This window comes from Kitasatospora sp. NPDC058184, assembly GCF_042883725.1.
Lineage (GTDB): Bacteria > Actinomycetota > Actinomycetes > Streptomycetales > Streptomycetaceae > Kitasatospora.
On record NZ_JBHVVE010000033.1, the window covers coordinates 1 to 25496 of the forward strand.

Annotated in this window: 19 protein-coding genes; 11 read left to right on the forward strand and 8 right to left on the reverse strand. The window is 73.8% G+C overall.

Features of this window, described 5'->3' with window-relative positions; all coding sequences use genetic code 11:
* Positions 1-476 precede the first annotated feature (476 nt).
* The 3 genes from ACFVXH_RS37695 to ACFVXH_RS37705 all read left to right on the forward strand — a co-directional run bounded on the left by ACFVXH_RS37695 (position 477) and on the right by ACFVXH_RS37705 (position 4004).
* Positions 477-926 carry a PTS glucose transporter subunit IIA gene (locus ACFVXH_RS37695; protein ID WP_387830664.1) on the forward strand — a complete coding sequence of 150 codons (450 nt, stop codon included), beginning with the start codon at positions 477-479 and terminating at the stop codon, positions 924-926.
* A gap of 97 nt (positions 927-1023) precedes the next feature.
* Positions 1024-2694: a phosphoenolpyruvate--protein phosphotransferase gene (gene ptsP / locus ACFVXH_RS37700; RefSeq protein WP_049657698.1), complete on the forward strand. Its 1671-nt coding sequence runs from the start codon at positions 1024-1026 to the stop codon at positions 2692-2694.
* 188 nt (positions 2695-2882) lie between these two features.
* The gene (locus tag ACFVXH_RS37705; RefSeq protein WP_387830666.1) at positions 2883-4004 is read left to right on the forward strand and encodes an IS30 family transposase; all 1122 of its coding nucleotides are present in this window, start codon (positions 2883-2885) and stop codon (positions 4002-4004) included.
* Positions 4005-4092: 88 nt separating this feature from the next.
* Here the strand turns inward: ACFVXH_RS37705 and ACFVXH_RS37710 are convergent, their stop codons facing one another.
* The 3 genes from ACFVXH_RS37710 to ACFVXH_RS37720 all read right to left on the reverse strand — a co-directional run bounded on the left by ACFVXH_RS37710 (position 4093) and on the right by ACFVXH_RS37720 (position 7780).
* Positions 4093-6111, reverse strand: coding sequence for an acetoacetate--CoA ligase (locus ACFVXH_RS37710; RefSeq protein ID WP_387830668.1), 2019 nt, complete (start codon positions 6109-6111; stop codon positions 4093-4095).
* A gap of 118 nt (positions 6112-6229) precedes the next feature.
* On the reverse strand, positions 6230-6796 hold the full coding sequence (locus ACFVXH_RS37715) for an NUDIX domain-containing protein (RefSeq protein WP_049657694.1): 567 nt from the start codon (positions 6794-6796) through the stop codon (positions 6230-6232).
* Between the two features lie 51 nt (positions 6797-6847).
* A complete protein-coding gene (locus ACFVXH_RS37720) occupies positions 6848-7780 on the reverse strand; it encodes an NUDIX domain-containing protein (RefSeq protein ID WP_387830670.1) in 933 nt (310 codons plus the stop codon).
* Positions 7781-7995: 215 nt separating this feature from the next.
* On the opposite strand from ACFVXH_RS37720, the gene mmuM reads away from it, so the two are divergent.
* The 5 genes from mmuM (at position 7996) to ACFVXH_RS37745 (ending at position 14351) form a co-directional block, all read left to right on the forward strand.
* Positions 7996-8940: a homocysteine S-methyltransferase gene (mmuM, locus tag ACFVXH_RS37725; RefSeq protein WP_387830672.1), complete on the forward strand. Its 945-nt coding sequence runs from the start codon at positions 7996-7998 to the stop codon at positions 8938-8940.
* A 216-nt stretch (positions 8941-9156) separates the two neighbouring features.
* Positions 9157-9921, forward strand: coding sequence for an IclR family transcriptional regulator (locus ACFVXH_RS37730; RefSeq protein ID WP_049657378.1), 765 nt, complete (start codon positions 9157-9159; stop codon positions 9919-9921).
* A gap of 323 nt (positions 9922-10244) precedes the next feature.
* Positions 10245-10964, forward strand: coding sequence for an MIP/aquaporin family protein (locus ACFVXH_RS37735; RefSeq protein ID WP_234348595.1), 720 nt, complete (start codon positions 10245-10247; stop codon positions 10962-10964).
* Between the two features lie 97 nt (positions 10965-11061).
* Complete coding sequence (gene glpK, locus ACFVXH_RS37740; RefSeq protein ID WP_049657375.1) at positions 11062-12582, forward strand: glycerol kinase GlpK; 1521 nt, start codon at positions 11062-11064, stop codon at positions 12580-12582.
* A 173-nt stretch (positions 12583-12755) separates the two neighbouring features.
* Complete coding sequence (locus tag ACFVXH_RS37745) at positions 12756-14351, forward strand: glycerol-3-phosphate dehydrogenase/oxidase (RefSeq protein ID WP_117492420.1); 1596 nt, start codon at positions 12756-12758, stop codon at positions 14349-14351.
* Positions 14352-14487: 136 nt separating this feature from the next.
* Here the strand turns inward: ACFVXH_RS37745 and ACFVXH_RS37750 are convergent, their stop codons facing one another.
* Positions 14488-15708 carry an amidohydrolase family protein gene (locus ACFVXH_RS37750; RefSeq protein ID WP_049657372.1) on the reverse strand — a complete coding sequence of 407 codons (1221 nt, stop codon included), beginning with the start codon at positions 15706-15708 and terminating at the stop codon, positions 14488-14490.
* A 72-nt stretch (positions 15709-15780) separates the two neighbouring features.
* Between ACFVXH_RS37750 and ACFVXH_RS37755 the strand changes: the two genes are divergently transcribed.
* Positions 15781-16401 carry a TetR/AcrR family transcriptional regulator gene (locus tag ACFVXH_RS37755; protein ID WP_387830676.1) on the forward strand — a complete coding sequence of 207 codons (621 nt, stop codon included), beginning with the start codon at positions 15781-15783 and terminating at the stop codon, positions 16399-16401.
* A gap of 93 nt (positions 16402-16494) precedes the next feature.
* Here ACFVXH_RS37755 and ACFVXH_RS37760 read toward each other — a convergent pair whose 3' ends face one another.
* Together ACFVXH_RS37760 and ACFVXH_RS37765 are read right to left on the reverse strand one after the other, a co-directional pair.
* A complete protein-coding gene (locus ACFVXH_RS37760; RefSeq protein WP_387830734.1) occupies positions 16495-17883 on the reverse strand; it encodes a gluconate:H+ symporter in 1389 nt (462 codons plus the stop codon).
* Between the two features lie 2 nt (positions 17884-17885).
* Positions 17886-18440: a gluconokinase gene (locus ACFVXH_RS37765; protein WP_049658540.1), complete on the reverse strand. Its 555-nt coding sequence runs from the start codon at positions 18438-18440 to the stop codon at positions 17886-17888.
* 239 nt (positions 18441-18679) lie between these two features.
* Here ACFVXH_RS37765 and ACFVXH_RS37770 point away from each other — a divergent pair, with 239 nt between their 5' ends.
* Together ACFVXH_RS37770 and ACFVXH_RS37775 are read left to right on the forward strand one after the other, a co-directional pair.
* Positions 18680-19375 (forward strand): FadR/GntR family transcriptional regulator, encoded by a 696-nt coding sequence (locus ACFVXH_RS37770; RefSeq protein WP_049658539.1) that lies wholly within the window; start codon positions 18680-18682, stop codon positions 19373-19375.
* Between the two features lie 196 nt (positions 19376-19571).
* Positions 19572-20108 (forward strand): hypothetical protein, encoded by a 537-nt coding sequence (locus tag ACFVXH_RS37775; RefSeq protein WP_147409318.1) that lies wholly within the window; start codon positions 19572-19574, stop codon positions 20106-20108.
* A 15-nt stretch (positions 20109-20123) separates the two neighbouring features.
* Here ACFVXH_RS37775 and ACFVXH_RS37780 read toward each other — a convergent pair whose 3' ends face one another.
* Complete coding sequence (locus ACFVXH_RS37780; RefSeq protein ID WP_387830679.1) at positions 20124-20891, reverse strand: metallophosphoesterase; 768 nt, start codon at positions 20889-20891, stop codon at positions 20124-20126.
* A gap of 19 nt (positions 20892-20910) precedes the next feature.
* Positions 20911-25473: a hypothetical protein gene (locus ACFVXH_RS37785; protein ID WP_387830681.1), complete on the reverse strand. Its 4563-nt coding sequence runs from the start codon at positions 25471-25473 to the stop codon at positions 20911-20913.
* Between the last annotated feature and the right edge of the window lie 23 nt (positions 25474-25496).

Consider the following 25496-nt stretch of genomic DNA (forward strand, 5'->3'; position numbering starts at 1 on the left):
GAGTTCTCAAGGAACGGACGCTTCCTTCGGACCGCCTTCCAGCGGACCCTCCGGGCTTCGTTCTTTCGTGTTTCCAGCTTACCAGATGCTTTCCGTTCCGTTTACCGGGGGTTTTTGCATCTGAAATCTGGCGTTAACCGCCGAGTTGCGGCGACTCGCCCAACCATAGCGGGTCGGCAGCCGGAGCGCGAACCGGGGCGCACCCGGGGTCGCTCGGACGGCGGCATGATTTGTTGCTCTCGCGAGCATATACAGCAATGGTCTCGATTCGCCAAGATGCCTGTAGAGTGCGGCGCATCGGCCAGAGGACTAGACCACTAGCGGGCCGGTGAGTCGCCGGCCGGCTAGGTAGGCAAGGGCGGGGTCTTCGCCCGGGAATGTCAGCAGTTGTCCGAAGTTGACATGAATTAGGCTTCAGTTGATCGTCGCGCCGCTCCTCGCGGCCGCTCGCTGTACTGCACTTGGGAGGCACAACCATGACCACTGTGACGTCGCCGCTGACCGGCAAGATCGTGGGGCTCGCGGGCGTGCCCGACCCGGTGTTCTCGGGTGCGATGGTCGGCCCGGGCACCGCGGTCGACCCCGTTCGCGAGCAGACCACGGCGGTCGCTCCGGTGGACGGTGTCGTCGTCTCCATGCACCCGCACGCGTTCGTCGTCGTGGACGCCGAGGGCCACGGTGTGCTGACCCACCTCGGGATCGACACCGTTCAGCTCAACGGCGAGGGCTTCGAACTGCTCGTCAACAAGGGCGACACGGTGACCCGTGGTCAGGCCGTCATCAAGTGGGACCCGGCCGCCGTCGAGGCCGCCGGCAAGTCGCCGATCTCGCCGATCGTGGCGCTGGAGGCCACCGCCGACTCGCTCGGCGACCTGCGGGAGGACGGCGAGGCCAAGGCCGGCGAGCAGCTGTTCAACTGGAGCTGACCCCTTCCTTCCGACACCCGCCCCGGACGAGATGACGGGGCGGCCCCCACACACAGCGGTTCCCGGCGGGGCCGCTCATCTCAGCGGAGACAGTGACATGGAGAAGACGCTGCGCGGCGTGGGCGTGAGCCACGGGGTCGCGATCGGCCAGGTGCGGCACATGGGGACGGCGGTGCTGGAGCCCCCGGCCACCCAGATCCCGACCGAGGACGCCCCGCGCGAGCAGGCCCGCGCCCAGGCCGCCGTCGAGGCGGTCGCCGCCGACCTCGTCGCGCGCGGCAACCTCGCGGGCGGCGAGGCCCAGGCCGTACTGGAGGCCCAGGCGCTGATGGCGCAGGACCCCGAGCTGATGGCCGACGTGTCCCGCCGGATCGCCGTCGGCAGCAGCGCCGAGCGCGGCGTCTACGACGCGTTCGCGGCCTACCGGGCGCTGCTCGCCTCCGCCGGGGAGTACCTGGCCGGGCGGGTCGCCGACCTGGACGACGTGCGCAACCGGATCGTGGCCCGGCTGCTCGGCGTGCCGATGCCGGGCGTGCCGGACAGCGACGAGCCGTACGTGCTGTTCGCGCGGGACCTGGCGCCGGCCGACACCGCGCTGCTCGACCCGACGCTGGTGCTCGGCTTCGTGACCGAGGAGGGCGGGCCGACCAGCCACAGCGCCATCCTGGCCCGGGCGATGGGCGTGCCCGCCGTCGTGGCACTGCCCGGCGCGATCGAGGTCGCCGAGGGCACCGTCGTCGCGGTGGACGGCAGCTCCGGCGATGTCCTGCTGGAGCCGTCCCAGGAGAAGCAGGACGAGCTGCGGGCGGCCGCCGCCGCGCGCAAGGCCGCGCTGGCCGCCTCCTCCGGCCCGGGGCAGACCTCGGACGGTCACCGGGTGCCGCTGCTCGCCAACGTGGGCGGCCCGGCCGACGTGCCGGCCGCGCTGGAGAACGGCGCCGAGGGCGTCGGCCTGTTCCGCACCGAGTTCCTGTTCCTGGACGACTCGGCGAAGGCGCCCAGCGCCGAGAAGCAGGTCGAGGCGTACCGCAAGGTGCTGGAGGCCTTCCCCGAGGGCCGGGTCGTGGTCCGGGTGCTGGACGCCGGCGCGGACAAGCCGCTGGACTTCCTGACCCCGGCCGACGAGCCGAACCCGGCGCTGGGCGTGCGCGGTCTGCGCACCCTGCTCGAGCACCCCGAGGTGCTGCGGACCCAGCTCCGGTCGCTGGCCAAGGCGGCCGAGGGCCTGCCGGTGCACCTCGAGGTGATGGCCCCGATGGTGGCCGACCGCAAGGACGCCAAGGACTTCGCGGCCGCGTGCCGGGAGGCCGGGCTGGACGCCAAGTTCGGCGCGATGGTGGAGATCCCGTCGGCCGCGCTGCGCGCCAGGTCGATCCTCCAGGAGGTCGAGTTCCTGTCGCTGGGGACCAACGACCTCGCGCAGTACACCTTCGCGGCCGACCGTCAGGTCGGTGCGCTGGCCCGGCTCCAGGACCCGTGGCAGCCGGCCCTGCTGGACCTGGTCGCCGCGGCGGCCGACGCCGCGCGGGTGAGCGGCAAGAGCTGCGGGGTCTGCGGCGAGGCGGCCGCCGACCCGCTGCTGGCCGTGGTGCTGACCGGTCTGGGCGTCACCAGCCTCTCGATGGGCGCGGCCTCGATCCCCTACGTGCGGACCACGCTCGCCAAGTACACGCTGGCGCAGTGCCGCCGGGCGGCCGAGGCGGCCCGGGCCGCGGACAGCGCCGAGGAGGCGCGGGCCGCCGCGCAGCAGGTGCTCTCCGGCGAGTAGGACGGGCGGCCGACGTAGCGACATGAGAAGGGGCGCTCCCACCAGGACTTGGGTTCTAGGAGTCGTTGCAACACCCCAGCTCAGGGGATGCAATGGACTTCGAGATCCGTAAGGACCGGACGAAGCCTCAAGGGCGGAAGAAGCTCACCAGGGAGCGGGAGGCATACTCCCGGCTCGTGCAGCAGGGCGTGAGCAATCGGGAAGCGTGCCGGATCGTCGGGATCGACGAGCGGACCGGCCAGAAGTGGCGCAACGGGCGTCACGCATACGGAAACCGGAAGGCGTTGCCACCGATCAACGCGGTGGCAACGCCTTCCGGGCCCTCCCGGTACCTGCGCGAGGACGAGCGGATCCACATCGCCGACCGGTTGCGGGAGAAGGCCACTGTGCGGGCGATCGCCGCGGAGCTGGGCCGTAGCCCGTCCACGGTCAGCCGGGAGATCCGCCGCAACGGCCACCCCGGCAGCGGGGCCTACCGCCCACACGCCGCCCAGGCCCGGGCCGATGCCCGCCGGCCCCGCCCCAAGCCCCGCAAGATCACCTCGAACCCGGAACTGCGCGAAGCCGTGCAGGCGATGCTGGACGAAAAGTGGAGCCCGGAGCAGATCTGCCACGCTCTACGGGCACGGTTTCCCGACCGGCCGGAGATGCACGTGGTCCACGAGACCGTCTACCAGGCGCTCTACGTCCAGGGCAGAGGCGAGCCGCGACGCGAACTCGCCTCCGCCCTGCGCGGTGGCCGGGCCCGCCGCAGGCCCCAGCGGCAGGCCAACTGCCGCCAGCCACGCTTCACCACGCCGATGGTGATGATCAGCGAACGTCCCGCCGAGGCCGAGGACCGGGCCGTCCCCGGCCACTGGGAGGGCGATCTGATCATCGGCAAGGACGGCAAGTCGGCGATCGGAACCCTGGTCGAGCGTGCGCCCCGCTATGTGATGCTCCTGCACCTACCGGGCGACCACGGAGCCGAAGCCGTCCTCGACGCCCTGACGACCACCGCCCAGACCCTGCCCGGACACCTCAAACGGTCCCTGACCTGGGACCAGGGCAGCGAGATGGCCCGCCACGGCGAGTTCACCCTCGCCACCGACATCCCGGTCTACTTCTGCGACCCCGCCAGCCCCTGGCAGCGCGGCTCCAACGAGAACACCAACGGCCTGCTGCGGCAGTACTTCCCCAAAGGCACCGACCTGTCGGTCCACACCCCCGAGCACCTGGCCGCCGTCGCCGACCAGCTCAACCGCCGCCCACGCAAAACGCTCGGCTGGGAAACCCCAGCCGAGCGCCTGTCTAAACTGCTCGTGGCCTAACCAACCGACCACGTGTTGCACCGACCGCTAGAAACCGCCGGACGGTGGGGGCGCCCCTTTCGTGTGCCCTGGGGCCGGCCAGGGCCGGTCAGGCCTGGCGGTCGAGGCGGAGCCGCTCGAAGAAGCGCAGGTGCTCGATGCGGTCGACGGAGCCGGGGTTGACGGCCTGCTCCAGCGGGGTGCCGGAGAGGATGCGCTTGACCGGGACCTCGATCCGCTTGCCGGTGAGGGTGTGCGGGAGGCCGTCGACGGCGATGACCTCGTCGGGCACGTGGCGCGGGGAGAGCTCGGTGCGCAGCGAGGTGCGGATGCGGCCGATCAGGTCGTCGTTCAGCTCCGCACCGGGGGCGAGGACGACGAACAGCGGCATCCAGTAGCCGCCGTCGGGCTCCTCCAGGCCGATGACCAGGGACTCGGCGATCTCGGGGAGGCGCTCGACGACCTCGTAGATGTCCGAGGAGCCCATCCGGACGCCCTGGCGGTTGAGGGTGGAGTCGGAGCGGCCGTGGATCACGACGGTGCCCCGGGAGGTGACGGTGATCCAGTCGCCGTGGCGCCAGACGCCGGGGTACATGTCGAAGTAGCTGTCGTGGTACCGGGTGCCCTCGGGGTCGTTCCAGAAGCCGGTGGGCATCGAGGGGATGGGCTTGGTGACGACGAGTTCGCCGACGGTGTCGGTGTGCGGGCGGCCCTGGACGTCCCAGGACTCGACGGCCGCGCCGAGGCAGGGGGCCTGGATCTCGCCGAGGTGCACCGGGAGGGTGGGGACGCCGCCGACGAAGCAGGAGCAGACGTCGGTGCCGCCGCTGACGGAGGCGAGCCAGACGTCCTCCTTGACCTCCTGGTAGATCCAGCGGAAGCCGTCCGGCGGGAGCGGGGAGCCGGTGGTGCCGATGCAGCGCACGGCGGAGAGGTCGAGGTCGCGGCCGGGGTGGAGTTCGGCCTTGCGGCTGGCGATCACGTAGGCGGCGGAGGTGCCGAGGACGGTGGCGCCGGTGCGGGCGGCCACGGACCAGAGGGCGCCGGTGTCGGGGTGGCCCGGGCTGCCGTCGTAGGTGACGATCGTGGACCCGACGAGGAGGCCGGCCAGCAGGAAGTTCCACATCATCCAGCCGGTGGAGGTGTACCAGAGGAAGCGGTCCCGGGGGCCGAGGTCGAGGTGGAGGCCGGCCTGCTTGAGGTGTTCGAGCAGGATGCCGCCCTGGCTCTGGACGATGGCCTTGGGCAGGCCGGTGGTGCCGGAGGAGTAGAGGACCCAGAGCGGGTGGTCGAAGGGGACGGGCTCGAAGACCGGCTCCACGTCGTCGGCGACCAGGTCGTCCCAGTGCAGGGCGCCCTCGGGGGCGGGCGCGCCGAGCAGCGGGACGTGCACGACGGTGTGCAGGCTGGGGAGTTCGCGGCGCAGCTCGGCGACGACCTCGGTGCGGTCGTGGTCCTTGCCGCCGTAGTGGTAGCCGTCGATGGCGAAGAGGACGGCGGGCTCGATCTGCTGGAGGCGGTCGAGGACGCTGCGGGCGCCGAAGTCGGGGGCGCAGCTGGTCCAGACCGCGCCGACGGCGGCGGTGGCGAGCAGGGCGACGGCGGCCTGCGGGACGTTGGGCAGGTAGGCGCTGACCCGGTCGCCGGGGCCGATGCCGCGGGCGCGCAGGGCGGCGGCGAGCGAGCCGACCTGGCGGCGGAGCTCGGACCAGGTGAGGACGGCCGGCTGCTCGGTGGTCTCGTCGAGGTGGAGGATCGCGGGGCGGTCGGCGTTGGCCGGGTCGTCGGCGGCGCGCAGGGCGTGCTCGGCGTAGTTGAGGCGGGCGCCGGGGAACCAGCGGGCGCCGGGCATGGCGGCGTCGGCGAGGACGGCTTCGGGGGCCCGGGTGAAGCGGACGTCGAACCACTGGGTGATCGCGGTCCAGAACCGGTCGAGGTCCTCGGTGGACCAGGCGTGCAGGTCCGCGTAGCGCTCGGCGGCCTGCTGGTCGTCGGCGGCCGGGGCGAGCGGGGCGGCCGGGGCGCCGTGGTGTTCGGCGGCCCAGGCCTGGAAGGCCACCAGGGTGGTGGCGGCGGCGCGAGCGGGGTTGGGGCGCCAGAGCGGCTGGTCCTGCGGTGGGGTGCTCACGGTGGTGGTCTCCCGGCCGGTGGTGGGGACGGGAGCGCTCGTGGCAGACCCGTCCGGTTGGGCTGTCGGTGCAGACCATGCCATGTGATCGCCCGCCGCGCCAGGGTCGGCCGGTGGGTCAGCGGGGGGTGAACTCGCCGCTGAACCAGCGGCGCAGGACGCCGTTGTGGAAGTCCCAGACGAGCGGGGTTTCGGCGGTGGCGAGCAGCCAGCCGTCGGTCTCGTCGGTGGGGCGCGAGGGCGGGAGGTCGGCGAGCGGGCGGGCCGGGAGCAGTCCGCAGAGCATCACGAAGCGGCCGTCGGGGTCGGAGGCGGTGTGGATCAGGGTGACCTCCGCCGGGTCGGCGGTGATGCCGGTCTCCTCGTGCAGCTCGCGCACGCAGGCCTGCTGCCAGCTCTCGCCGTAGTCCATGTAGCCGCCGGGGAAGGCGAGTTCGCCGTAGCCGGGCTCGATGGTACGGCGGATGACGACCAGGGCCGGGTCGGCGTCGGGGCGGGTGACGGGGAGGACGGTGATCGCGACGGGCAGCGGGTTGCGGTAGCTGATCTCGGCGCAGCCGGGGCAGGTGCGCGGCCAGGCGCGGGTGTCGGCCGGGTAGGGCGTACCGCAGAAGTGGCAGTGCGAGAAGGGCCGGTGGGCGGTCTGCTGGGCCTCGTCGGCGGTCGTCGCCTCGTCAGTGGTCATGGCCGGATGGTAGCCCGGTCGGCCGAGGGTGCCGCCGGGGGCCGCGGACCCTCAGCGGGAGCCCGCGTCGTCGGCCGTACTGTCGGCCGCGTCGTCGTCGGCCGTGCCTTCGCGGGCGGGGCGGAGCAGCGCGGGGTGCAGCAGGCGGGCGTCGCCGGCGTGGTAGGTGCGGGCGCGGGGGCCGCCGCGGGCTCCGCCGCGCTCGGTCGTGGTGCCGGTGCTCTCGACGAAGCCGGGCACGGACAGCACCTTGCGGTGGAAGTTGCCGGGGTGGAGCTTCTCGTCCCAGACCGCCTCGTAGACGGCGCGGAGGTCGGGGATGGTGAAGTCGTACGGCAGGAAGGCGGTGGCCAGCGGGCTGTACTCGAGTTTGGCGCGCACCCGGTCGAGGCCGTCGGCGAGGATGCGGGCGTGGTCGAAGGCCAGCGTGAGCGGGCCGGGGCCGGTGCGCCCGTCGACGCCACCCCCGTGGGTGTCGGCGGGCACACCGGCGGTTCGGGACCGGCCGCAGGGCCGGAGGTCCAGGTCGGAGACGGGGTGCCAGGCGGCGGCCGCGGCGTCCGTTCCGGCCTGGGGGTCGGGCAGGTCTGGGGCGAAGGCGAGGTAGGCGACCGAGACGACGTGCATCCGCGGATCCCGCTCGGGGGTGCCGTAGGTGCCGAGCTGCTCCAGGTGGAGGCGGCAGAGCCTGGTCTCGGCCTCGGAGGCGCTCTGCAGGCCCGTCTCCTCGGCGAGCTCGCGGGCGGCTGCCTCGTCCAGGCCCTCCTCGCCAGCGCGCAGGAAGCCGCCGGGCAGCGCCCAGCAGCCCTGGTAGGGCGGGGCGCCGCGTTCGACGAGCAGGACGTGCAGGCCGCCGTGGCGCAAGGTCAGGGCGACCACGTCCACGGTGACGGCGACCGGGGTGTAGGCGCGCGGGTCGTACGCGGCGAGCCACTCCTCCTCCGCCCCGGGCCCGGTGGGGGGCGGCTGGTCGTCCGCTGCCATCGCCGGGCTCCTTTCCGTCGTCGCCGGTGCCACCGGGCCTGCCGTGCCGGTGCTGGATCGTCGTCCGAGGCCTGTTCCGGCCGTTGTGATCAGGCCGTTCTTCTCGGGCTGAGCACAACGTAGCGAGTGCGTTCCCCGGCGGCAAATGGTTTTCCTGCCCGGCGGGGGTCTCCGCCTCTAGGCTGTGACCAGGAACTCTGCCCGAGGAGGACGCCATGCCCACTGCTCCCCCGCCGGACTTCGCCGCCGCGCTGGCCGCCGGTCCGCTGGTGCTCGACGGAGGGATGTCGAACCAGTTGGCGGCGGCCGGGCACGACCTCTCGGACGGGCTCTGGTCGGCGCGGCTGCTGGCGGACGACCCGCAGGCGGTGGTGGCGGCGCACCGGGCGTACTTCGCGGCGGGCGCCGACGTCGCGATAACCGCGAGCTACCAGGCGAGTTTCGAGGGCTTCGCGCGCCGCGGGGTCGGCCGGGCGCAGGCCGCCCGGCTGCTGGCGAGCAGCGTGGAGCTGGCCCGGGAGGCGGCGCGCCCGGAGCCGGGCGGGCGGCGGCGCTGGGTGGCGGCCTCGGTGGGCCCGTACGGGGCGGTGCTGGCGGACGGCTCGGAGTACCGGGGCCGGTACGGGCTGGGCGTCGCGGAGCTGGCGGACTTCCACCGGCCGCGGCTGGAGGTGCTGGCGGCGGCCCGGCCGGACGTGCTGGCGCTGGAGACGGTGCCGGACGTGGACGAGGCGCGGGCGCTGCTGGGGCTGGTGCACGGGCTGGGAGTGCCGGCCTGGCTCTCGTACAGCATCGAGGGCGACCGGACCAGGGCCGGACAGCCGCTGGCGGAGGCGTTCGCGCTGGCCGCCGACGTGGACGAGGTGGTCGCGGTGGGCGTCAACTGCTGCACGCCGCAGGACGCGGACCGGGCGGTGGCGGTGGCCGCCGAGGTGACCGGGAAGCCGGTGGTGGTCTACCCGAACAGCGGGGAGAGCTGGGACGCTGGCCGCCGGGGCTGGCGCGGCGAGCCGACCTTCCGCTCGGCCCGGGTGGGCGGCTGGCTCGCGGACGGCGCGCGGCTGGTGGGCGGCTGCTGCCGGGTCGGGACGGACGGGATCGCGGCGCTGGCGGCGGAGGTGACGGTGCTGCGGGCGCAGTGCGCGGAGGCGGTGGGCTGACCTCGCGGGCGGGGTGAGGCCCGGCGCGGGGCGGTGAGGACCGGCGCGGGGGCGCGTGTGCACGCCCCGGCCCGGACCTGGGCGCACGGCAGGTGAACACGGGGTCGAGGGCGGGTTACCCGGGGGGAAGGTGCACGGAGTCGGGGCGGCCTGGCAGACTCGTCCCGTCACCACTGTGGTCGACAATGTCGACCGCCTGTCAGCGCGGAGGTTCCCATGCCCGGCCCGATCCAGTCGCTTTCCCGGGCCGCCGCGATCATGCGCCTGCTGGCCGGCGGCGAGCGCCGGCTCGGCCTGTCCGAGGTCTCGACGGCACTGGACCTGGCCAAGGGCACGGCGCACGGCATCCTGCGCACGCTGCAGCAGGAGGGGTTCGTCGAGCAGGACCCGGAGACCGGCAAGTACCAGCTGGGCGCCGAGCTGCTGCGGCTGGGCCAGAGCTACCTGGACGTGCACGAGCTGCGGGCGCGGGCGCTGGTGTGGGCGGACGACCTGGCCCGGGCGGCCGGGGAGACGGTCTACCTGGGCGTGCTGCACCAGCAGGGCGTGCTGATCGTGCACCACGTGTTCCGGCCGGACGACACCCGGCAAGTGCTGGAGGTGGGCTCCATGCAGCCGCTGCACAGCACCGCCCTGGGCAAGGTGCTGGTGTCCTACGACCCGGTCGCGCGCGGCGAGTTGGGCGACGGCCCGTACGAGTCGTACACCGTGCGCACGCTGACCGAGGCGGCCGACGTGGACGCCGAGTGCGCGCTGGTCCGGGAGCGCGGCTGGGCGGACTCGATCGAGGAGACCTGGGAGGGCGTGGCCTCGATCGGCGCGCTGATCCAGGACCGGCGGCGCAACCCGGTGGGCGCGGTCTGCATCAGCGGGGCGGTCGAGCGGGTCTGCGAGGACGGCTTCGTGAAGCCCTCGCTGGTGGCCTCGGTGCGCAGCGCGGCGCGGGCGATCTCCCGCGACCTGGGCGCCGGGCGGTTCTGAGCACATCCACGGGCGGCTCGCGGAGGGCCGTCGATTCGTCACGCTGAGGCGCGGACGGGCGTAGGCCTGTCCGCGCCTCTGGCGTTTTGTCCTGTTTCGGGGCGCTCCGCTCGGTAACGTCGACGGACCTGTCGGGGTCAGGGTCACAGCTCCGTAACCCTGCCTTGACGTGGGGGCGACCTGGGGAGGAAGCTTCCGCATGACGGTCGACATTGTCGAACGATGGCCGGAGAGATCACTCCCACAGTGCGCTCACCCGCACAACGATCGACCGGCCGCCTGCCCCCACCCACCCTCCGGGCCATATGGACAAGGGAGTCTTTGTGTCCGCGTTCTCCAACGGCGACGTCTTCGTCGGCGAAACCCTCGGCACCGCCGCCCTGATACTTCTCGGCGGTGGCGTCTGCGCCGCCGTGACCCTCAAGAAGTCGAAGGCCGTCAACGCCGGCTGGCTGGCGATCACCTTCGGCTGGGGATTCGCGGTCCTCATCGCCGCCTACATGTCGGCCCCGAAGTCCGGTGCCCACCTCAACCCGGCCGTCACCATCGCCCTCGCGGTCAAGAGCGGCGAGTGGAGCCAGGTGCCGCTCTACCTTGGCTCCCAGCTGCTCGGCGCGATCATCGGCGCCGTCCTGGTCTGGGCCACCTACCTGGGCCAGTTCAACGCGAACAAGGAGCCCACCCTCGGCATCTTCTCGACCGGCCCCGAGATCCGGAACCCGGTCCAGAACGTGATCACCGAGGTCATCGGCACCTTCGTGCTCTGCTTCGCGATCCTCACCATCGGCACCAACAGCGGCCTCTCCCAGTCCGGCACCGGCACCCTGATGGTCGCCTTCACCGTCGTCGGCATCGGCCTCTCGCTGGGCGGCCCGACCGGCTACGCGATCAACCCGGCCCGTGACCTCGGCCCGCGCATCGCGCACGCCCTGCTGCCGATCCCGAACAAGGGCGGCTCCGACTGGTCGTACGCCTGGATCCCGGTCGTCGGCCCGATCCTGGGCGGACTCGCGGCCGGCGGCCTCTACAACGCCATCTTCTAAAGGACGGGTTCGACCCCGCCGCACACGGGGACTGACCGACCGACGCGTCAGGCCCACCCACCCCGTAACCCCCGAACCCGAGCCGAGGACCCTCCCCATGACCTCCACCGGTAACTACATCGCCGCGATCGACCAGGGCACCACCTCCAGCCGCTGCATCATCTTCGGCGCCGACGGCCGGATCGTCGCCGTCGACCAGCAGGAGCACCGGCAGATCTTCCCCCAGCCCGGCTACGTCGAGCACGACGCCGCCGAGATCTGGACCCGGGTGCAGTCGGTCGTCCGCGGCGCGCTGGAGAAGGCCGGCCTGACCAAGGACGACATCCGCGCGATCGGCATCACCAACCAGCGCGAGACCACCGTCCTGTGGGACAAGAACACCGGCGAGCCCGTGCACAACGCGCTGGTGTGGCAGGACACCCGCACCGAGGGCCTCTGCCGCGAGCTGGGCCGCAACGTCGGCCAGGACCGCTTCCGCCGCGAGACCGGCCTCCCGCTGGCCAGCTACTTCGCCGGCCCGAAGATCCGCTGGCTGCTGGACAACGTCGAGGGCCTGCGCGAGCGCGCCGAGGCCGGCGACATCCTGTTCGGCACCATGGACACCTGGGTGATCTGGAACCTCACCGGCGGTGTCGACGGCGGCAAGCACGTCACGGACGTCACCAACGCCAGCCGCACCATGCTGATGAACCTGCACACCCTGCAGTGGGACGACAAGATCGCCGAGTCGATGGGCGTCCCGATGTCCGTCCTGCCGGAGATCCGCTCCTCCGCCGAGGTGTACGGCGAGGCCGTCGGCGACCTGGCCGGCGTCCCGGTCGCCTCCGCGCTCGGCGACCAGCAGGCCGCGCTGTTCGGCCAGACCTGCTTCGACGAGGGCGAGGCCAAGTCCACCTACGGCACTGGCACCTTCCTCCTGCTGAACACCGGCGAGAAGATCGTCAACTCGTACCACGGCCTGCTGACCACCGTCGGCTACCGGATCGGCGACCAGGCCCCGGTGTACGCCCTGGAAGGCTCGATCGCCGTCACCGGCTCGCTCGTCCAGTGGCTGCGCGACCAGCTCGGCATCATCTCGACCGCCGCCGAGATCGAGACCCTCGCCAACACCGTCGAGGACAACGGCGGCGCCTACTTCGTCCCGGCCTTCTCCGGCCTGTTCGCCCCGTACTGGCGCTCCGACGCCCGCGGTGTGATCGCCGGTCTGACCCGGTACGTCACCAAGGGCCACCTGGCCCGGGCCGTCCTGGAGGCCACCGCCTGGCAGACCCGCGAGGTCGTCGACGCCATGCAGAAGGACTCCGGGGTCGAGCTCACCGCCCTCAAGGTCGACGGCGGCATGACCAGCAACAACCTGCTCATGCAGAACATCGCCGACGTCCTGGACGCCCCGGTCGAGCGGCCCTACGTGGCCGAGACCACCGCCCTCGGCGCCGCCTACGCGGCCGGACTCGCCGTCGGCTTCTGGAACGACCTCGACACCCTGCGGGCCAACTGGCACCGCGCCGCCGAGTGGACCCCGCGCATGGACGAGGCCACCCGGGAGCGTGAGTACAAGAAGTGGCTCAAGGCCGTGGAGCGCACCATGGGCTGGGTGGAGGAAGAAGAGAACAACTGACCGACAGCCGGTCGGGGCCCCGTGCCCCGACCGGCCGCCCGCCGTTCCGGCAGCGGGTGTCACCGCGTTTCACCGGCCCGCCGCACCGGGCCGACCGGCCTCTCCCGCAGAGGCCGCACCGCACACGAGAGGAGTAACGGCGCCGCCCGACCCGCGCGCCGTACACAACCACCATGGCAACCATCCCGACCCTGGGCGCCGAGCGCACCGCCGGCCACACCGCCTCCCGCGCCGAGACCCGCGAACTGCTCGGCAAGGCCACCTACGACCTGCTGGTGATCGGGGGCGGCATCCTCGGCACGGCCGTCGCCTGGACCGCGTCCCAGGCCGGCCTGAAGGTCGCCATGGTCGACGCCGGCGACTTCGCCGGTGCCACCTCCAGCGCCTCCTCCAAGCTCGTCCACGGCGGTCTGCGCTACCTGCAGACCGGCGCGGTCAAGCTGGTCGCGGAGAACCACAAGGAGCGCCGCGCGCTCTCCACCGACGTGGCCCCGCACCTGGTCAACCCGCTGACCTTCTTCGTGCCGGTCTACAAGGGCGGCCCGCACGGCGCCGCCAAGCTCGGCGCCGGCGTCTTCCTGTACTCGGCGCTGTCCGCCTTCCGCGACGGCATGGGCCGGGTCTCCACCGCCGCGCACGCCGCCCAGCAGGTGCCCGCGCTGCGCACCGAGGGCCTGCGCTCGGTGGCCGTCTACGGCGACCACCAGATGAACGACTCGCGCGTCGCCGTGATGACCGTGCGCGCCGCCGTCGACGCCGGCGCCGTGGTGCTCAACCACGCCGAGGTCACCGGCCTGCGCTTCACCGGCGGCCGGGTCACCGGCGCCGAGCTGCGCGACCGCCTGGACGGCAGCGAGTTCGGCATCGACGCCCGCCTGGTGCTGAACGCCACCGGCCCGTGGGTGGACCACCTGCGCAAGATGGAGGACGCGGGCGCCGCGCCGTCGATCCGCCTCTCCAAGGGCGCCCACGTGGTCGTCAAGCGCCGGGCGCCGTGGCGCGCCGCGCTGACCATCCCGATCGACAAGTACCGCGTCTCCTTCGCCATCCCGTGGGAGGACCACGTCCTGCTCGGCACCACCGACGAGGAGTACACCGGAGACCCGAAGGACGTCCGGGCCACCGAGGCGGACATCGACCAGATCATGGGCGAGGCCGCGCACGCGATCCGCGACGAGCACCTCGACCGCGACCTGGTCACCTACTCCTTCGCCGGCCTGCGGGTGCTCCCGGGCGGCCCGGGCGACACCGCCGCCGCCAAGCGCGAGACGGTCGTCACCGAGGGCCGCGGCGGCATGCTGTCGGTCTCCGGCGGCAAGTGGACCACCTACCGGCACATCGGCCGCACCGTGCTGGAGAAGCTGGCCCACGTGCCCGGCACCAGCCTCGGCGAGGACATGTCCCCGATCGCCCCGACCGTCCCGCTGCCGGGCGTCGGCGCGCCGAACGCGGTGGCGCACCGCCTGCTGATCGACCGCGACCCGGGCTCGCGGATGGAGCCGCTGGTGGCCAAGCACCTGGCCAGCCACTACGGCACCCTGTCCTTCGACATCGCCCGCATGATCGACGAGAACCCGGAGCTCGGCCGGCCGATCCACGAGGACGGTCCGGACGTCTGGGCGCAGGTCGCGTACGCGGCGGACAACGAGTGGGCGTACACCACGGACGACGTGCTGCGCCGCCGCACCACCATGACGGTGCGCGGTCTGGACACGCCGGAGATCCGGGCCGAGGTCGAGGCCTTCCTCGCGAAGCGCGGCACCAAGTAGGCACGGCCGGGCGAAGCGCGGTAGCGCGCGGGTCCTCCGCGGCGGGCGGGCGTTCGGGGTCTTCCCCGGGCGCCCGCCCGCCGTTTCGCCGTACGGCCGTTTGGCTGTACGGCCGTACAGCCGTTCGGCCGGGCCGTCAGACCGGGACGCCGGCCTTGACCACCCGCTTCGGGTGGAGGTCGGACCGGGTGAGGACGGTGAGGTCGGCGAGCGGGTCGCCGTCGAGCACCAGCAGGTCCGCGTGGGCGCCCGGGGCGAGGGTGCCGATCTCCCCCGCCATGCCGAGCAGCCGGGCCGCCGTGGTGGTCGCCGAGCGCAGCACGTCCGCGACCGGCTGGACCCGGGCGCGCAGGGTGAACTCCTCCAGCTGGGCCGGGTGCAGTGGGCCGAGCAGGTCACTGCCGTAGACGAGGTCGACGCCCGCGCGGTGGGCGCGTTCCAAGGCCTCCAGGCCCCGGTCTCGGACCTCGGCGAGCTTGCCCAGCGAGGCGGCCGGCAGGCCGGAGGCGGCACCGAGCCTGGCGGTCTCCTCGTAGGCGACCAGGGTGGGCACCAGGAAGGCGTCCTTCTCCAGCAGCAGGGCGATCGTGCCGTCGTCCAGCAGGTTGCCGTGCTCGACGCAGCGCACGCCGGCCCGCAGGGCGCGGTCGATCGCGCGCGGGTGGTAGGCGTGCACGGTGACGTAGCGGTTGTGGTTCTCGGCCTCCTCGACGACCGCGCGGATCTCCTCCTCGCTGTACTGGACGGCACCGATCTCGTCGTGCGGGGAGGCGACGCCGCCGGAGAGCAGCACCTTGAGGTGGTGGGCGCCCTTGCGGAACTCGTCCCGGGCGGCGGTGCGCACCGCGTCCACGCCGTCGGCGATCCGGGCGAAGTTCGGGCGGGACTCGCAGCAGGGCAGCACGTCCTCGCCGAGCGGGCGCAGGTCGCCGTGGCCGCCGGTCTGGGACAGCGCCTTGCCGCCGTGCAGCAGCCGCGGGCCGGGTACCAGGCCCTCGTCCAGGGCCCGGGCCATCCCGTGGTCGGCGCCCCCGACGTCGCGGACGGTGGTGAAGCCGCGGCGCAGCATCCGCTCGGCCTCGGCGAGGGCGCGCACGGTGGCGTAGCCGGCAGTCCAGTTCGCGAAGTCGGGCAGGTCGAGCGAGGTGATCAGCAGGTGGACGTGGGCGTCGATCAGGCCCGGCAGCACGGTGCCGCCGGCCGCGTCGAGGACCCGGACGTCCTCGCCGGCGGCGGGCGGGCGGCCGGTGCCGGTGGCGGCGATCCGGCCGTCGGCGGCCTCCAGCCAGCCGAGGTCGGTGCGGGTGCCGTCCTCGGGGTGGAGCAGGTGGGCGTTGGTGATCAGCAGTCGACTCACGGAGCGGCTCCTCGTTCAGTACGGCTCGTATTGAATACGACTCGTACTGAATACACCATGTATCGTTCTCCCGTGAACCCGCCCCCCGCCGACACCGCCCCCCGACCACCCAGACGCCGCATCCACACCCGGGCCCGGCTGCTGGCCGCGGCGAGCGAGCTGTTCCTCTCCGTCGGCTTCGCCCGGACGAGCATCGAGGACGTCTGCGCCGCCGCCGGCTACACCCGCGGCGCCTTCTACTCGAACTTCGGCAGCAAGGAGGACCTGCTGCTGGCCCTCTTCGACGACCAGGCGGGGCAGCGGCTGGCCGAGCTCGCGGAGCTGGCCGCCGCCTGCGAGTCGCTGGCGCCGCGGGAGCGGGCCCGGCGGTTGGTGGAGGCGCTGCTGCGGGTCGAGCCGGCGGAGACCGGGTGGATCCTGCTGTTCCTGGAGTTCCGGCTGGTCGCGGCCCGGAGCCCGGCGCTGGCCGAGCAGGTCGCCGCGCACGACCGGGCGGTCGCGGCCGCGCTGGCCGGGGTCCTGGAGCGGAACCTGCCGGAGCTGGTGCCCCCGGGCGCGAGCGCCGGGCAGGCCGCGGCGGTGGTCCTGGCGGCGCGCGAGGGGGTGCTGGCCCGGACGGCGGCGGGCGGCGCGGCCGCGGAGGAGCTGCTGACGGCGACGGCGGCGGTGCTGTCGGGGCTGCCGGGGCGCTGACCCGACTCCTGGCACGGCCGGGAGGCCGGAAACGCCGAGGGGCGGCACCCGTACGGTCACGGGTGCCGCCCCTCGGCGGTGCTGCTTCGCGCGCTAGATGATCAGGCTGAGCGGCATGATCAGGGCGATGGCGACCACCGAGATCACCGTCTCCATCACCGACCAGGACTTCAGCGTCTGCCCGACGCTCATCCCGAAGTACTCCTTCACCAGCCAGAAGCCGGCGTCGTTGACGTGCGAGAGGAACAGCGAACCGGCGCCGATCGCGAGCACCAGCAGGGCCGCGTGGGTCGAGGACATGTTCGCGGCGAGCGGGGAGACGATGCCGGCCGCGGTGATCGTGGCGACCGTCGCCGAGCCGGTGGCCAGGCGGATCAGCACGGCGATCAGCCAGCCGAGCAGCAGCGCGGAGATGTGCCACTTGCCGGACCACTCGCTGACCGCGTTGCCGACGCCCACGTCGATCAGGGTCTGCTTGAAGCCGCCGCCCGCGCCGACGATGAACACGATGCCGGCGATCGGGCCGAGCGACTTGCCGACGGTGTCGGAGATCCGGGCCTTGTCGAAGCCGGCCGCCTTGCCGAGCGTCACCATGCCGAGCAGGGTCGCGGCGAGCAGCGCGATCAGCGGGGAGCCGATGAAGTCGAACACCCGCTGGCCCAGCGCCTTCGGGTTGTCGATCACCACGTCGGCCAGCGCCTTGCCGAGCATCAGCACGACCGGCAGCAGGATGGTGGCCAGCACCGCGGCGAAGGAGGGGGTGCGGTCGTGCTTGGCCGTCTCCTCGGGGGCGGTGGCCGCCGGGATCTCCAGCGGGCCGACCCAGCGCTCGGCCACCCGGGCGAACAGCGGACCGGCGATGATCAGGGTCGGGACGGCGATCAGCAGGCCGAGCGCCAGGGTGATGCCGAGGTCGGCCTTCAGCGCGTCGACGGCGACCAGCGGGCCCGGGTGCGGGGGCACCAGGCCGTGCAGCACCGACAGGCCGGCCAGGGCCGGGATGCCGACCCGCATCAGCGGCACGTTGCCGCGGCGGGCGACCAGCAGCACGATCGGGATCAGCAGGACGACGCCGACCTCGAAGAACAGCGGCAGGCCGAGCACGGCCGCGATCAGCGCCATCGCCCAGGGCAGCGCCTTGTTGCCGGTACGGGAGAGCACGGTGTCGGCGATGATGTTGGCGCCGCCGGAGTCGGCGAGCAGCTTGCCGAGCATCGCGCCGAGGCCGATCAGCAGGCCGACGCTGGCGACGGTGGAGCCGAAGCCCGTCGAGAAGCTGCTGAGCAGCTTGTCGAAGGGGGCGCCCGCGACGGCGGCCAGCAGACCGGAGCCGAGCGTGAGGGCGAGGAACGGGTGCAGCTTCAGCTTGGTGATCAGTACGACGATCGCACCGATGCTGAGCAGCACCGCGATCAGCAGCTGGGGGTCGCTGCTGGTGTGCGGCAGGGCCGGTGGGGCGGCCGCCAGCAGAGTGGGGGCAATGCTCACGCGAGGTCTCCATTGACGGGCCGCAGCAGCGCCACGGCCATCTCGACGAGTTCTTCGGGGGACGGGCCCACGTCCAGGGCGGCGCCGCGCTCGTCCGCACCCAGGGGCTCCAAGGTGGCGTACTGGGAGTCGAGCAGCGACGTCGGCATGAAGTGGCCGGTGCGGTGGGAGAGCCGGTCCTCGACCAGCTCGTGACCACCGCTGAGGTGCAGGAAGAAGGCTCCCGGGGCGTCCGCGCGCAGGATGTCGCGGTAGCGGTGCTTCAGCGCCGAGCAGGTCACCACGCCGCCGGTACCGGCCTCGGCCCGCTCCTTGAGCCAGGCGCCGATGGCGCGCAGCCAGGGCGCGCGGTCCTCGTCGTCCAGCGGGATGCCGGCCGACATCTTGGCGATGTTGGCCGGCGGGTGGAAGTCGTCCGCCTCGGCGAAGGGGAGGGCGAGGCGGTCTGCCAGCAGGCGGGCCAGGGTGGTCTTGCCGACGCCCGAGACGCCCATCACCACGATGGTGAGGGGGGACTGCGGGAAGTCGTGGTTCTCGACGCTGAGAGCCATGGGGTGGTGCTCCTTCGTTGCCTGGCCGCCACTATCGCCTCAAAGATATGACGTATTCAAGTGGCGGAAACCAAATCGTCATACTTTTGCGGTGTGGTCTGGGTCGCAGGACGCCACGACCCGGACCGCGGGGCGGCACGACCCGGACCGCGGGGCGGCACGACCCGGACCGCGGGGCGGCACGACCACCGCCACAGGGCGACGTGAACGCGCGCGGGGCGGGCGTCTACCCTGGGCGGATGGAGATCCAGGGGCTGCCCGGGCGGCTGCTTGACGAGCTCGGACCGGCGATCGCGTCGGGGGAGGTCCCCGAGGGGGCCGTGCTGCGCGGCGAGGAGCTGGAGCACCGGTTCGGGGTCTCCCGGACGGTGGTCCGGGAGGCGGTGCGGATCCTGGAGGGGATGCGCATGGTGGCGTCCCGGCGACGGGTCGGGATCACCGTGCAGCCGAAGTCGGTCTGGGACGTCTTCGACCCGATGGTGATCCGCTGGCGCCTGGCCGGCTCGGACCGGCCCGCCCAGCTGCGCTCGCTCGGCTCCCTGCGGGTGGCCGTCGAACCGGCCGCGGCCGCGCTCGCCGCCACCCACGCGAGCGACGACGACCGGCGCGAACTCAGTTCACTGGCCGTGGATCTGACGGTCACCGCACGGGCCGCCGACCTGGCCACCTTCCTCGAACACGACATCGCCTTCCACTCCCTGGTGCTGCGCGCCTCCGGCAACGAGATGTTCGCCCACCTCGGGGACACCGTCGCGGCGGTGCTCACCGGCCGGACCGAGTACCATCTGATGCCCGATCAGCCGGAGTCGTACGCGATCCGGCTGCACCGCGAGGTCGCGGAGGCGATCTGCGCCAAGGACGCCGGCCACGCCGAGCGGGCGATGCGGACGATCGTGAGCGGCGCGCTGGAGGAGCTCAACGCCCAGCTGGACTGAACCGGGGCGCCGGGGGCGCCTGCCAGGCCTGCCGGGACGGCAATGACGGCCCGGATGGCACGGTTTGGCGGCAGTTCGGCGGTTATGGAGGCATAGTCCTGGTTCGGCGGGGCAGAGTGAGCCGAGGGGGCGCGTTTCGTGTGCGCCCGTTCCGTATGCTTCACCGAACACGCGCCATGCGCCTGGGGGTCGCTCGATGTCCGTGCCACGCCGCCGCCGTCGCCGCCTACCCGACGAGGTACGCGCCGCCGCAGTCCGGGCGGTGCTCTGCCTGTCCTTCACCCTGGTCGGCGTCGTGGTGGCGACGCTGGCCTCGTACGCGGACAGTTGGCTGCTGACGCCCGCGCTGCTGGCGATGGGGCTGGGGGTGTTCGGCACCATGTGGTGCCTGGTGGAGATCCTGATCTCCCGCCAGGTCGCGGCCCAGCGGATGCAGTCGCCGGGCTCCGCGCACCCGATGGCGGGCAGCCGGGCGCCCTCCGAACCGCTGGCCGCGCGGCCGTTCCCCCGGCCCGGCTCGTCCTCGGTGTACCGGCAGCCGTACGAGTCGCCGCAACCGCAACCGCAGCCGTACGGGCCGGGGCGGCAGCAGCCGCAGCCGTACGGGCCGGGGCAGCCGCCGTACGGGAACCAGCAGCCGCCCCGACCGCCGTACCAGCAGCCCTACCAACCGCCGCGGCAGCCACCGCAGCAGCCGCCGCGCCAGGCCCGGGTGCAGCCCAACCACCCGTAGCACCAGGCGGATCGGTCAGTCCCGGAGCGGCAGCGCCCGGTAGTGGGTGGTGAGCCGGCGGTCCTCGTCCAGGACGTGGAAGGCCAGCATCGGCGGGTGGTCGAAGGAGATGCCGGGCCCGCCCTCGAAGGGCAGCGTGACGGTGGAGACCACGCCGGGCGCGATCAGCAGCGGCAGGCCGGCGAAGGTGGTGGCCGCGGAGGTGTGCGCGTGGCCGCAGAACAGGGCGGCCACCCGGGGGTGGCGGCGCAGCACCCGCTCCAGCCGCTCCTCGCCGAACTGGCGGATCGGGTCGACGTACGGCAGGTGCAGTTCCACGGGCGGGTGGTGGAAGGCCACCAGGGCGGGCAACTCGGTGCGGCCGGAGGCGAGTTCGGCGTCCAGCCAGTCCAGCGTCGGCTCGTCCAGCAGGCCGTCGTGCTGCCCGGGTATCGAGGAGTCGAGCATCAGCACGTCGGCGCCCGGCAGTCGGTGCAGCCGGTTGACCGGCCCCTCCCCCGGCGCCTCGCCGAGCAGCACCTCCCGGTACGGCGACCTGGAGTCGTGGTTGCCCGGACAGGTGAACACCGGGTGCCGGGAGACCAGGACCTCGGCGACCTGCCGGTACTCCTCCGGCAGGCCCTGGTCGGCGAGGTCGCCGGTGACCAGCACCGCGTCCAGCGGGCCGGGCAGGGCGTCGAGGTACGCCATCACCTGCTCGGCCCGCCGGCGGGCACGCTTGCCGTCGTCCCGGCCGTGGTCCTGGCCGAGGTGGATGTCACTGAGGTGCGCGATCGTCAGCATGGCGATCACGCTAGCCAGTTCACGGCTGGGCGGGAACCTCCGCGGGGCGCTTGAACATCCGGGTGGCGGTGATCTCGCCGTGGATGGTCGGGCCGTCCGGGTCCGGCGCGGCGGGCAGGCCCGGGCGCAGGTGCTCCTCGACCGAGATGTACTTGAGGCCGGCCCGCAGGTCGGCGTCGTTGCGCAGGCGGATCACCAGCGGGAACTCGGCGAGCGCGGTGGTGTCGAACAGGCCGGTGGTGTAGATCAGCTGGACGCCGAGCGCGTCGGCCACGGCCCGCTGGAGCTCCAGCAGGTAGGTGGCGTTGGCGCGGCCGATCGGGTTGTCCAGGAACAGCGTGCCGGCGTGCCGCAGTTGGGACTGGCCGCGGTCGTTGGCGCGCAGCGCGGCCATCGTGCAGTACAGCGCGATGGCGGCGGTGAGCAGCTGGCCGCCGGAGAAGACGTCGGACATCTGGCCGACGCTGACCCGCTCGGCGCGCAGCACCGCGTCGGGCTTGAGGATCTCGACGCTGACGCCCTTGGGGCCGATCGCGGCGGCGACCCCGCGCAGCAGCAGGGACATGCCGTCGCGGCGCAGGTCGCTGTTCTTCCTGACGGCGGCGCGGGTGGCCTCGTCGATGACCTCGCCCAGGCGCTCGACCAGGGTGGCGTGGTCCGGGTCCTCGAAGCGGATCCGGAGGAACTCCTGGCCGGACCACTCCCCCAGGCCCTCGGGCAGCCGGGAGAGCCGCTGGGCGGCGCGCAGGGTGGTGAGCGAGGACTCGACCAGGCCGCGCAGCCGGTCCACGATCGAGCCGCGGTTCTTCTCCAGCTGGGCGAGCTCGTCGGTGAGCACCCGCAGCCGGGGCGCGAAGGCGGTGGCCCAGGCGACGGCGTGCTCGGGCAGCGCGGAGGCGGGCAGTTCGCGGATCTGCTGGCGGGCGGGGGTGCGGACGGCCTCGTAGCGGGCCGCGTTGGCGTGCCGGACCAGGGCGTCGGCGGTGTCGCGGACGGCGAGTTCGGAGGACGACAGTTCGCCGGCGGCGGTGCGCAGGGCGCGGCGGGCCTCGGTGGCGCCGGTGCGGGCCTCGGCCAGCGAGCCCAGGTACGGCTCGACCGGGTCGTCCGGGTCCTCCTGGTGGTCGCGCAGGCCGTCGCGGAGCTGGCCGGCCAGCTCGTCGAAGTCGGCGGCGGACGCCTGGGCGGTGTCGAAGGTCCGCTGGAGGTCGGCGTGGGCGGTGCGGGCGGCGTCCAGGGCCTCGCGGCGCTCGGCCAGGCGGCTGGTGGCGGTGCGCAGCAGGGCCTGGGCGTGCTCCGGATCAGTGGGGACGAGGTCCTCGGGCAGCTCGGTGTGCGCCTCGCCGTCAGCGGGGGCGGAGCGCTCGGCCTCGCCGCGCAGCCGGCCAAGCTGCTCGCTGGCGGTGGCGGAGCGGGCCTCGATGGTGGCGACCAGTTCCTCGGCGCGGGCGGCGGCGGCCTGGCGGGCCGGGCCGTCGGCGCCGTCGGGGCTGCCGAGGAGTTCCTCGGCGCGGGTGCGCACCTTGTTGGTGAGGCGGTCGAGTTCGGTCGCGGCGGCGGCCTCGTCGCCCTCGGCGCGGGCCTGTTCGGCGCGCAGGTCGGCGCCGACGCCGACCTTCTCGTACAGCTGGGAGGCGGCGCGGTAGGCCTCGCGCAGGGCGGGCAGCGCGGCGGGGGCGGTCTCGGCGGGTTCGTCGGCCTGCTCGGCGGCGGGGATCTCGGCGCGTTCGGCGCGCAGCGCGCGGGCCGTCCGGCGGGCGTCGTCGGCGGCGCGCTGGGCGGCGCGGCGGTCCTCGTCGCAGGTGCGGGCGCGTTCGGCGCACAGCGCCTGGCGGCGGTCGCACTCGGCGGCGTCCTCGGCGAGTTCGCGCTGGCGGCGGGCCCAGTTGGCGCGCTCGCGCAGCCGGAAGGCGAGGCCGGAGAGGGCGTCGGCGCGGCGGCGGGCGCGCTGGGCGGCCTCGCGGTGCTCCTCGTGGGCGGAGGCGGCCGCGGTGTGGTCGGTCTCGGCCTCGTCGTGGTCGGCGCGCAGGGTGGCCAGGGCGGCGGCGGCCTGCTCGGCGTGCTCGCGGGCGGCCTCGGCGGCGGCGGCGAGTTCGGCGAGGGTGCCGGGCGGGCAGCTGGCGTGCCAGGAGGCGAGGCGGGCGGCGAGGGCGCGGTCGGCGCCGAGGCGGCCGGCCAGTTCGCGGATGTGCTCCTCGCGGGCGCTCGCCCGGGCGCGCAGTTCGCGGCGCTCGCCGTCGGCGGCGGACTCGTCGTGCATGGCCGGGTTCGGCGGCACGAGGAAGAAGGCGGGCTCGTCGGTGATCGGGGCGATCAGCGAGGCGGCGGCGCCGACGGCGACGGTGGAGCGCGGCAGCAGGGCGGCGGCCTGCAGGGCCTCGCGGGCGCGCTCCAGCGAGGACGGGTCGGTGACGACGACGCCGTCGACCAGTTCGGGGCGGGCGGCGAGGATCGACTCGTGGTCGGCCGGGTCGACGGACTGGGCGAGGTAGCGCCAGCCGGGCAGGGCCGGGATGCCGTGCTCGGCGAGGTACTCGACGGTGGCGAGCACGTCCGGGCCGGGCGGCAGCAGGCCGCCGTCGCCGAGGGCGGCGAGGATGCGGGAGTCGTCGGCGGCGGCCGTGCGGAGGTCGAACAGGGTGCGTTCGGCGGTGGCGATGGACTCGTCGAGGAGTTCGCGCAGGTACTCGGCGTTGCGGTCGAGCAGAGCGGGGGTGAGGAAGCCTGCGTCCTCCTCGGCACCCTCCTGGTAGGGGGTCAGGGAGAGCAGGTCGGCGAGGCGCTGTTCGGTGGCGAGCAGGGCGGCGGTGCGCTGCTCGGCGGCGAGGGACCGGGCGGCGTCCTTGCGCGCGTCGCCGGCCCGCTCGGCGGCGAGTTCGGCGCGCGAGGTGGCGGCGGCGGCCTCGCGCAGCCGGGCGGCGGCGGACTCGGCGGCGGTACGGGCCTGGGCGAGCGCGGCGGAGGCGGCCTTCTCGACGTCGGCGGCGTACAGGGCGGCGCGGGCCGGGTCCACGTCGCCGTCGGCGTCGATGAAGCCGGCCGCGACGGCGGCCTCGGTCTCCTGCTCGACCTCGGCGAGGCGCTGGCGCAGGTGGTCGGCCTCGCTTCGGGCCTTCTGGGCGGCGGTGGCGGCCTCGGTGGCGTCGGTCTGGGCCTTGCCGCCGTCCTGCTGGAGTTCGCCCGCGCGCTCCTCCTCGGTGTCGGCGCGGGACTCGGCGGCCGCGGCGGCGGCCTCCAGGGCGCGGGCCAGGGCGGTCGCGGCGCGGGCGCGGGCGGCGAGCGCGGGGGCGGCGTCCAGCTCGGCCTCGCGGATGGCGGCGGCGACCCGGGCGACCCGGTCGGCGGCGGCGCGCTGGCGCAGCACCGCCTCGGCAGCCTGCCAGGCGGAGTGCAGGGTGCGGGCGTCGATGAGTTCGCGGCGCAGCGCGGCGGCCTCGGCGGTGGCCGCGGTGAGGCTCAGGGTGGCATGCCGGTGGGTGAGTTCGTCGGTGATCAGGCTGTGCCGGGTGCGGTCGGCCTCGGCGGCGGTGACGGCGCTCGCGGCGGCGGCGACCTCGATGGCGAGGTCCTGGGCGCGGTCGCGTTCGGCGGTGGCGCGGGAGGCGAGGGCGTGGGCGAGGCGGCGGGTGCGGCGCTCGGCGGTGCGGTGGGCCTCGCGGACGGTCTCGCGGGCGGTGGTGGCCTCGGCGATGCGCTCCAGGAGGTCCAGCGAGCCGGCGGTGAAGTCGCGTTCGGCGGTGAGTTCGGCGCGGCGGCCGAGCTTGGCGGCGAAGCCGTGCACGAGGTCGGCGAGGCCGTCGGTGTCCCGGGTGTCGGTGACGGCGCGCAGCAGGAGGTCGGTGAAGTCGCTGTCGTGCTTGACCGCGAAGAGGCCGGCCGCCTCGCCCTCGTCGGCGTTCATCTCGCGCTGGTAGCGGAAGAGTTCGGGGTCGAGGCCGAGCTCTCCGAGGTGCTCGGTCCAGCGGTCGTGGCCGTCCTCGAAGACCAGGTCGAGGTGCGGGTGGGCCTTGCCGGCCTCGGTGAGGGCGTCGCGGAAGCCCTTCATGGTGCGGCGGCGGCCGCGGGCCTTCTGGTCGCCGGCCAGGCTGACCCGTTCGGCGACCGGCAGCGAGTCGAGGGTCAGACCGGGGCCGGGGCGGAAGGAGTACCAGGTCTCGGCGAACTTGCGCGGGTCGGAGGAGACCTGGCGGCCGCGCCACTCGCTGACCTTGCCGACGACGATCGGCTCGCCGGTGACGGTGTGCTGCCACTCCAGGGCGACGTGGCCGCAGTCGTCGGCGAGCAGGAACTTGCGCAGCACGCCGGAGCTGGCGCCGCCGAGGGTGTTGCGGTGGCCGGGGAGCATGACCGAGAAGATCAGCTTGAGCAGGACGGACTTGCCGCCGCCGTTCTCCAGGAAGAGCACGCCGGCCGGGGCGGGGCGGCGGACCGGGCCGTCGGGTTCCTCGCCGAACAGGCCGATCTGCTGCGGGGCCGGGTCGGCGACCGGCTCGCCGACGCCGCGCAGGTCGAGCACCGTGTCGGCGTAGCGGGCGCCGGCCGGTCCGATCGAGTAGAGGCGGACCCGGTTGAGCTCGTACATGTGCGGCTGTTCTCCGTGGCTTG

Bases quoted from the DNA above. Each gene is read 5' to 3' on its own strand.
- ptsP (WP_049657698.1), top strand. From the start codon at position 1,024: ATGGAGAAGACGCTGCGCGGCGTGGGCGTGAGCCACGGGGTCGCGATC.
- ACFVXH_RS37770 (WP_049658539.1), top strand. From the start codon at position 18,680: ATGGAGATCCAGGGGCTGCCCGGGCGGCTGCTTGACGAGCTCGGACCG.
- ACFVXH_RS37775 (WP_147409318.1), top strand. From the start codon at position 19,572: ATGTCCGTGCCACGCCGCCGCCGTCGCCGCCTACCCGACGAGGTACGC.
- ACFVXH_RS37715 (WP_049657694.1), bottom strand. From the start codon at position 6,796: ATGACCACTGACGAGGCGACGACCGCCGACGAGGCCCAGCAGACCGCC.
- ACFVXH_RS37785 (WP_387830681.1), bottom strand. From the start codon at position 25,473: ATGTACGAGCTCAACCGGGTCCGCCTCTACTCGATCGGACCGGCCGGC.
- ACFVXH_RS37745 (WP_117492420.1), top strand. From the start codon at position 12,756: ATGGCAACCATCCCGACCCTGGGCGCCGAGCGCACCGCCGGCCACACC.
- ACFVXH_RS37695 (WP_387830664.1), top strand. From the start codon at position 477: ATGACCACTGTGACGTCGCCGCTGACCGGCAAGATCGTGGGGCTCGCG.
- ACFVXH_RS37765 (WP_049658540.1), bottom strand. From the start codon at position 18,440: ATGGCTCTCAGCGTCGAGAACCACGACTTCCCGCAGTCCCCCCTCACC.
- ACFVXH_RS37720 (WP_387830670.1), bottom strand. From the start codon at position 7,780: ATGGCAGCGGACGACCAGCCGCCCCCCACCGGGCCCGGGGCGGAGGAG.
- mmuM (WP_387830672.1), top strand. From the start codon at position 7,996: ATGCCCACTGCTCCCCCGCCGGACTTCGCCGCCGCGCTGGCCGCCGGT.
- ACFVXH_RS37780 (WP_387830679.1), bottom strand. From the start codon at position 20,891: ATGCTGACGATCGCGCACCTCAGTGACATCCACCTCGGCCAGGACCAC.
- ACFVXH_RS37730 (WP_049657378.1), top strand. From the start codon at position 9,157: ATGCCCGGCCCGATCCAGTCGCTTTCCCGGGCCGCCGCGATCATGCGC.
- glpK (WP_049657375.1), top strand. From the start codon at position 11,062: ATGACCTCCACCGGTAACTACATCGCCGCGATCGACCAGGGCACCACC.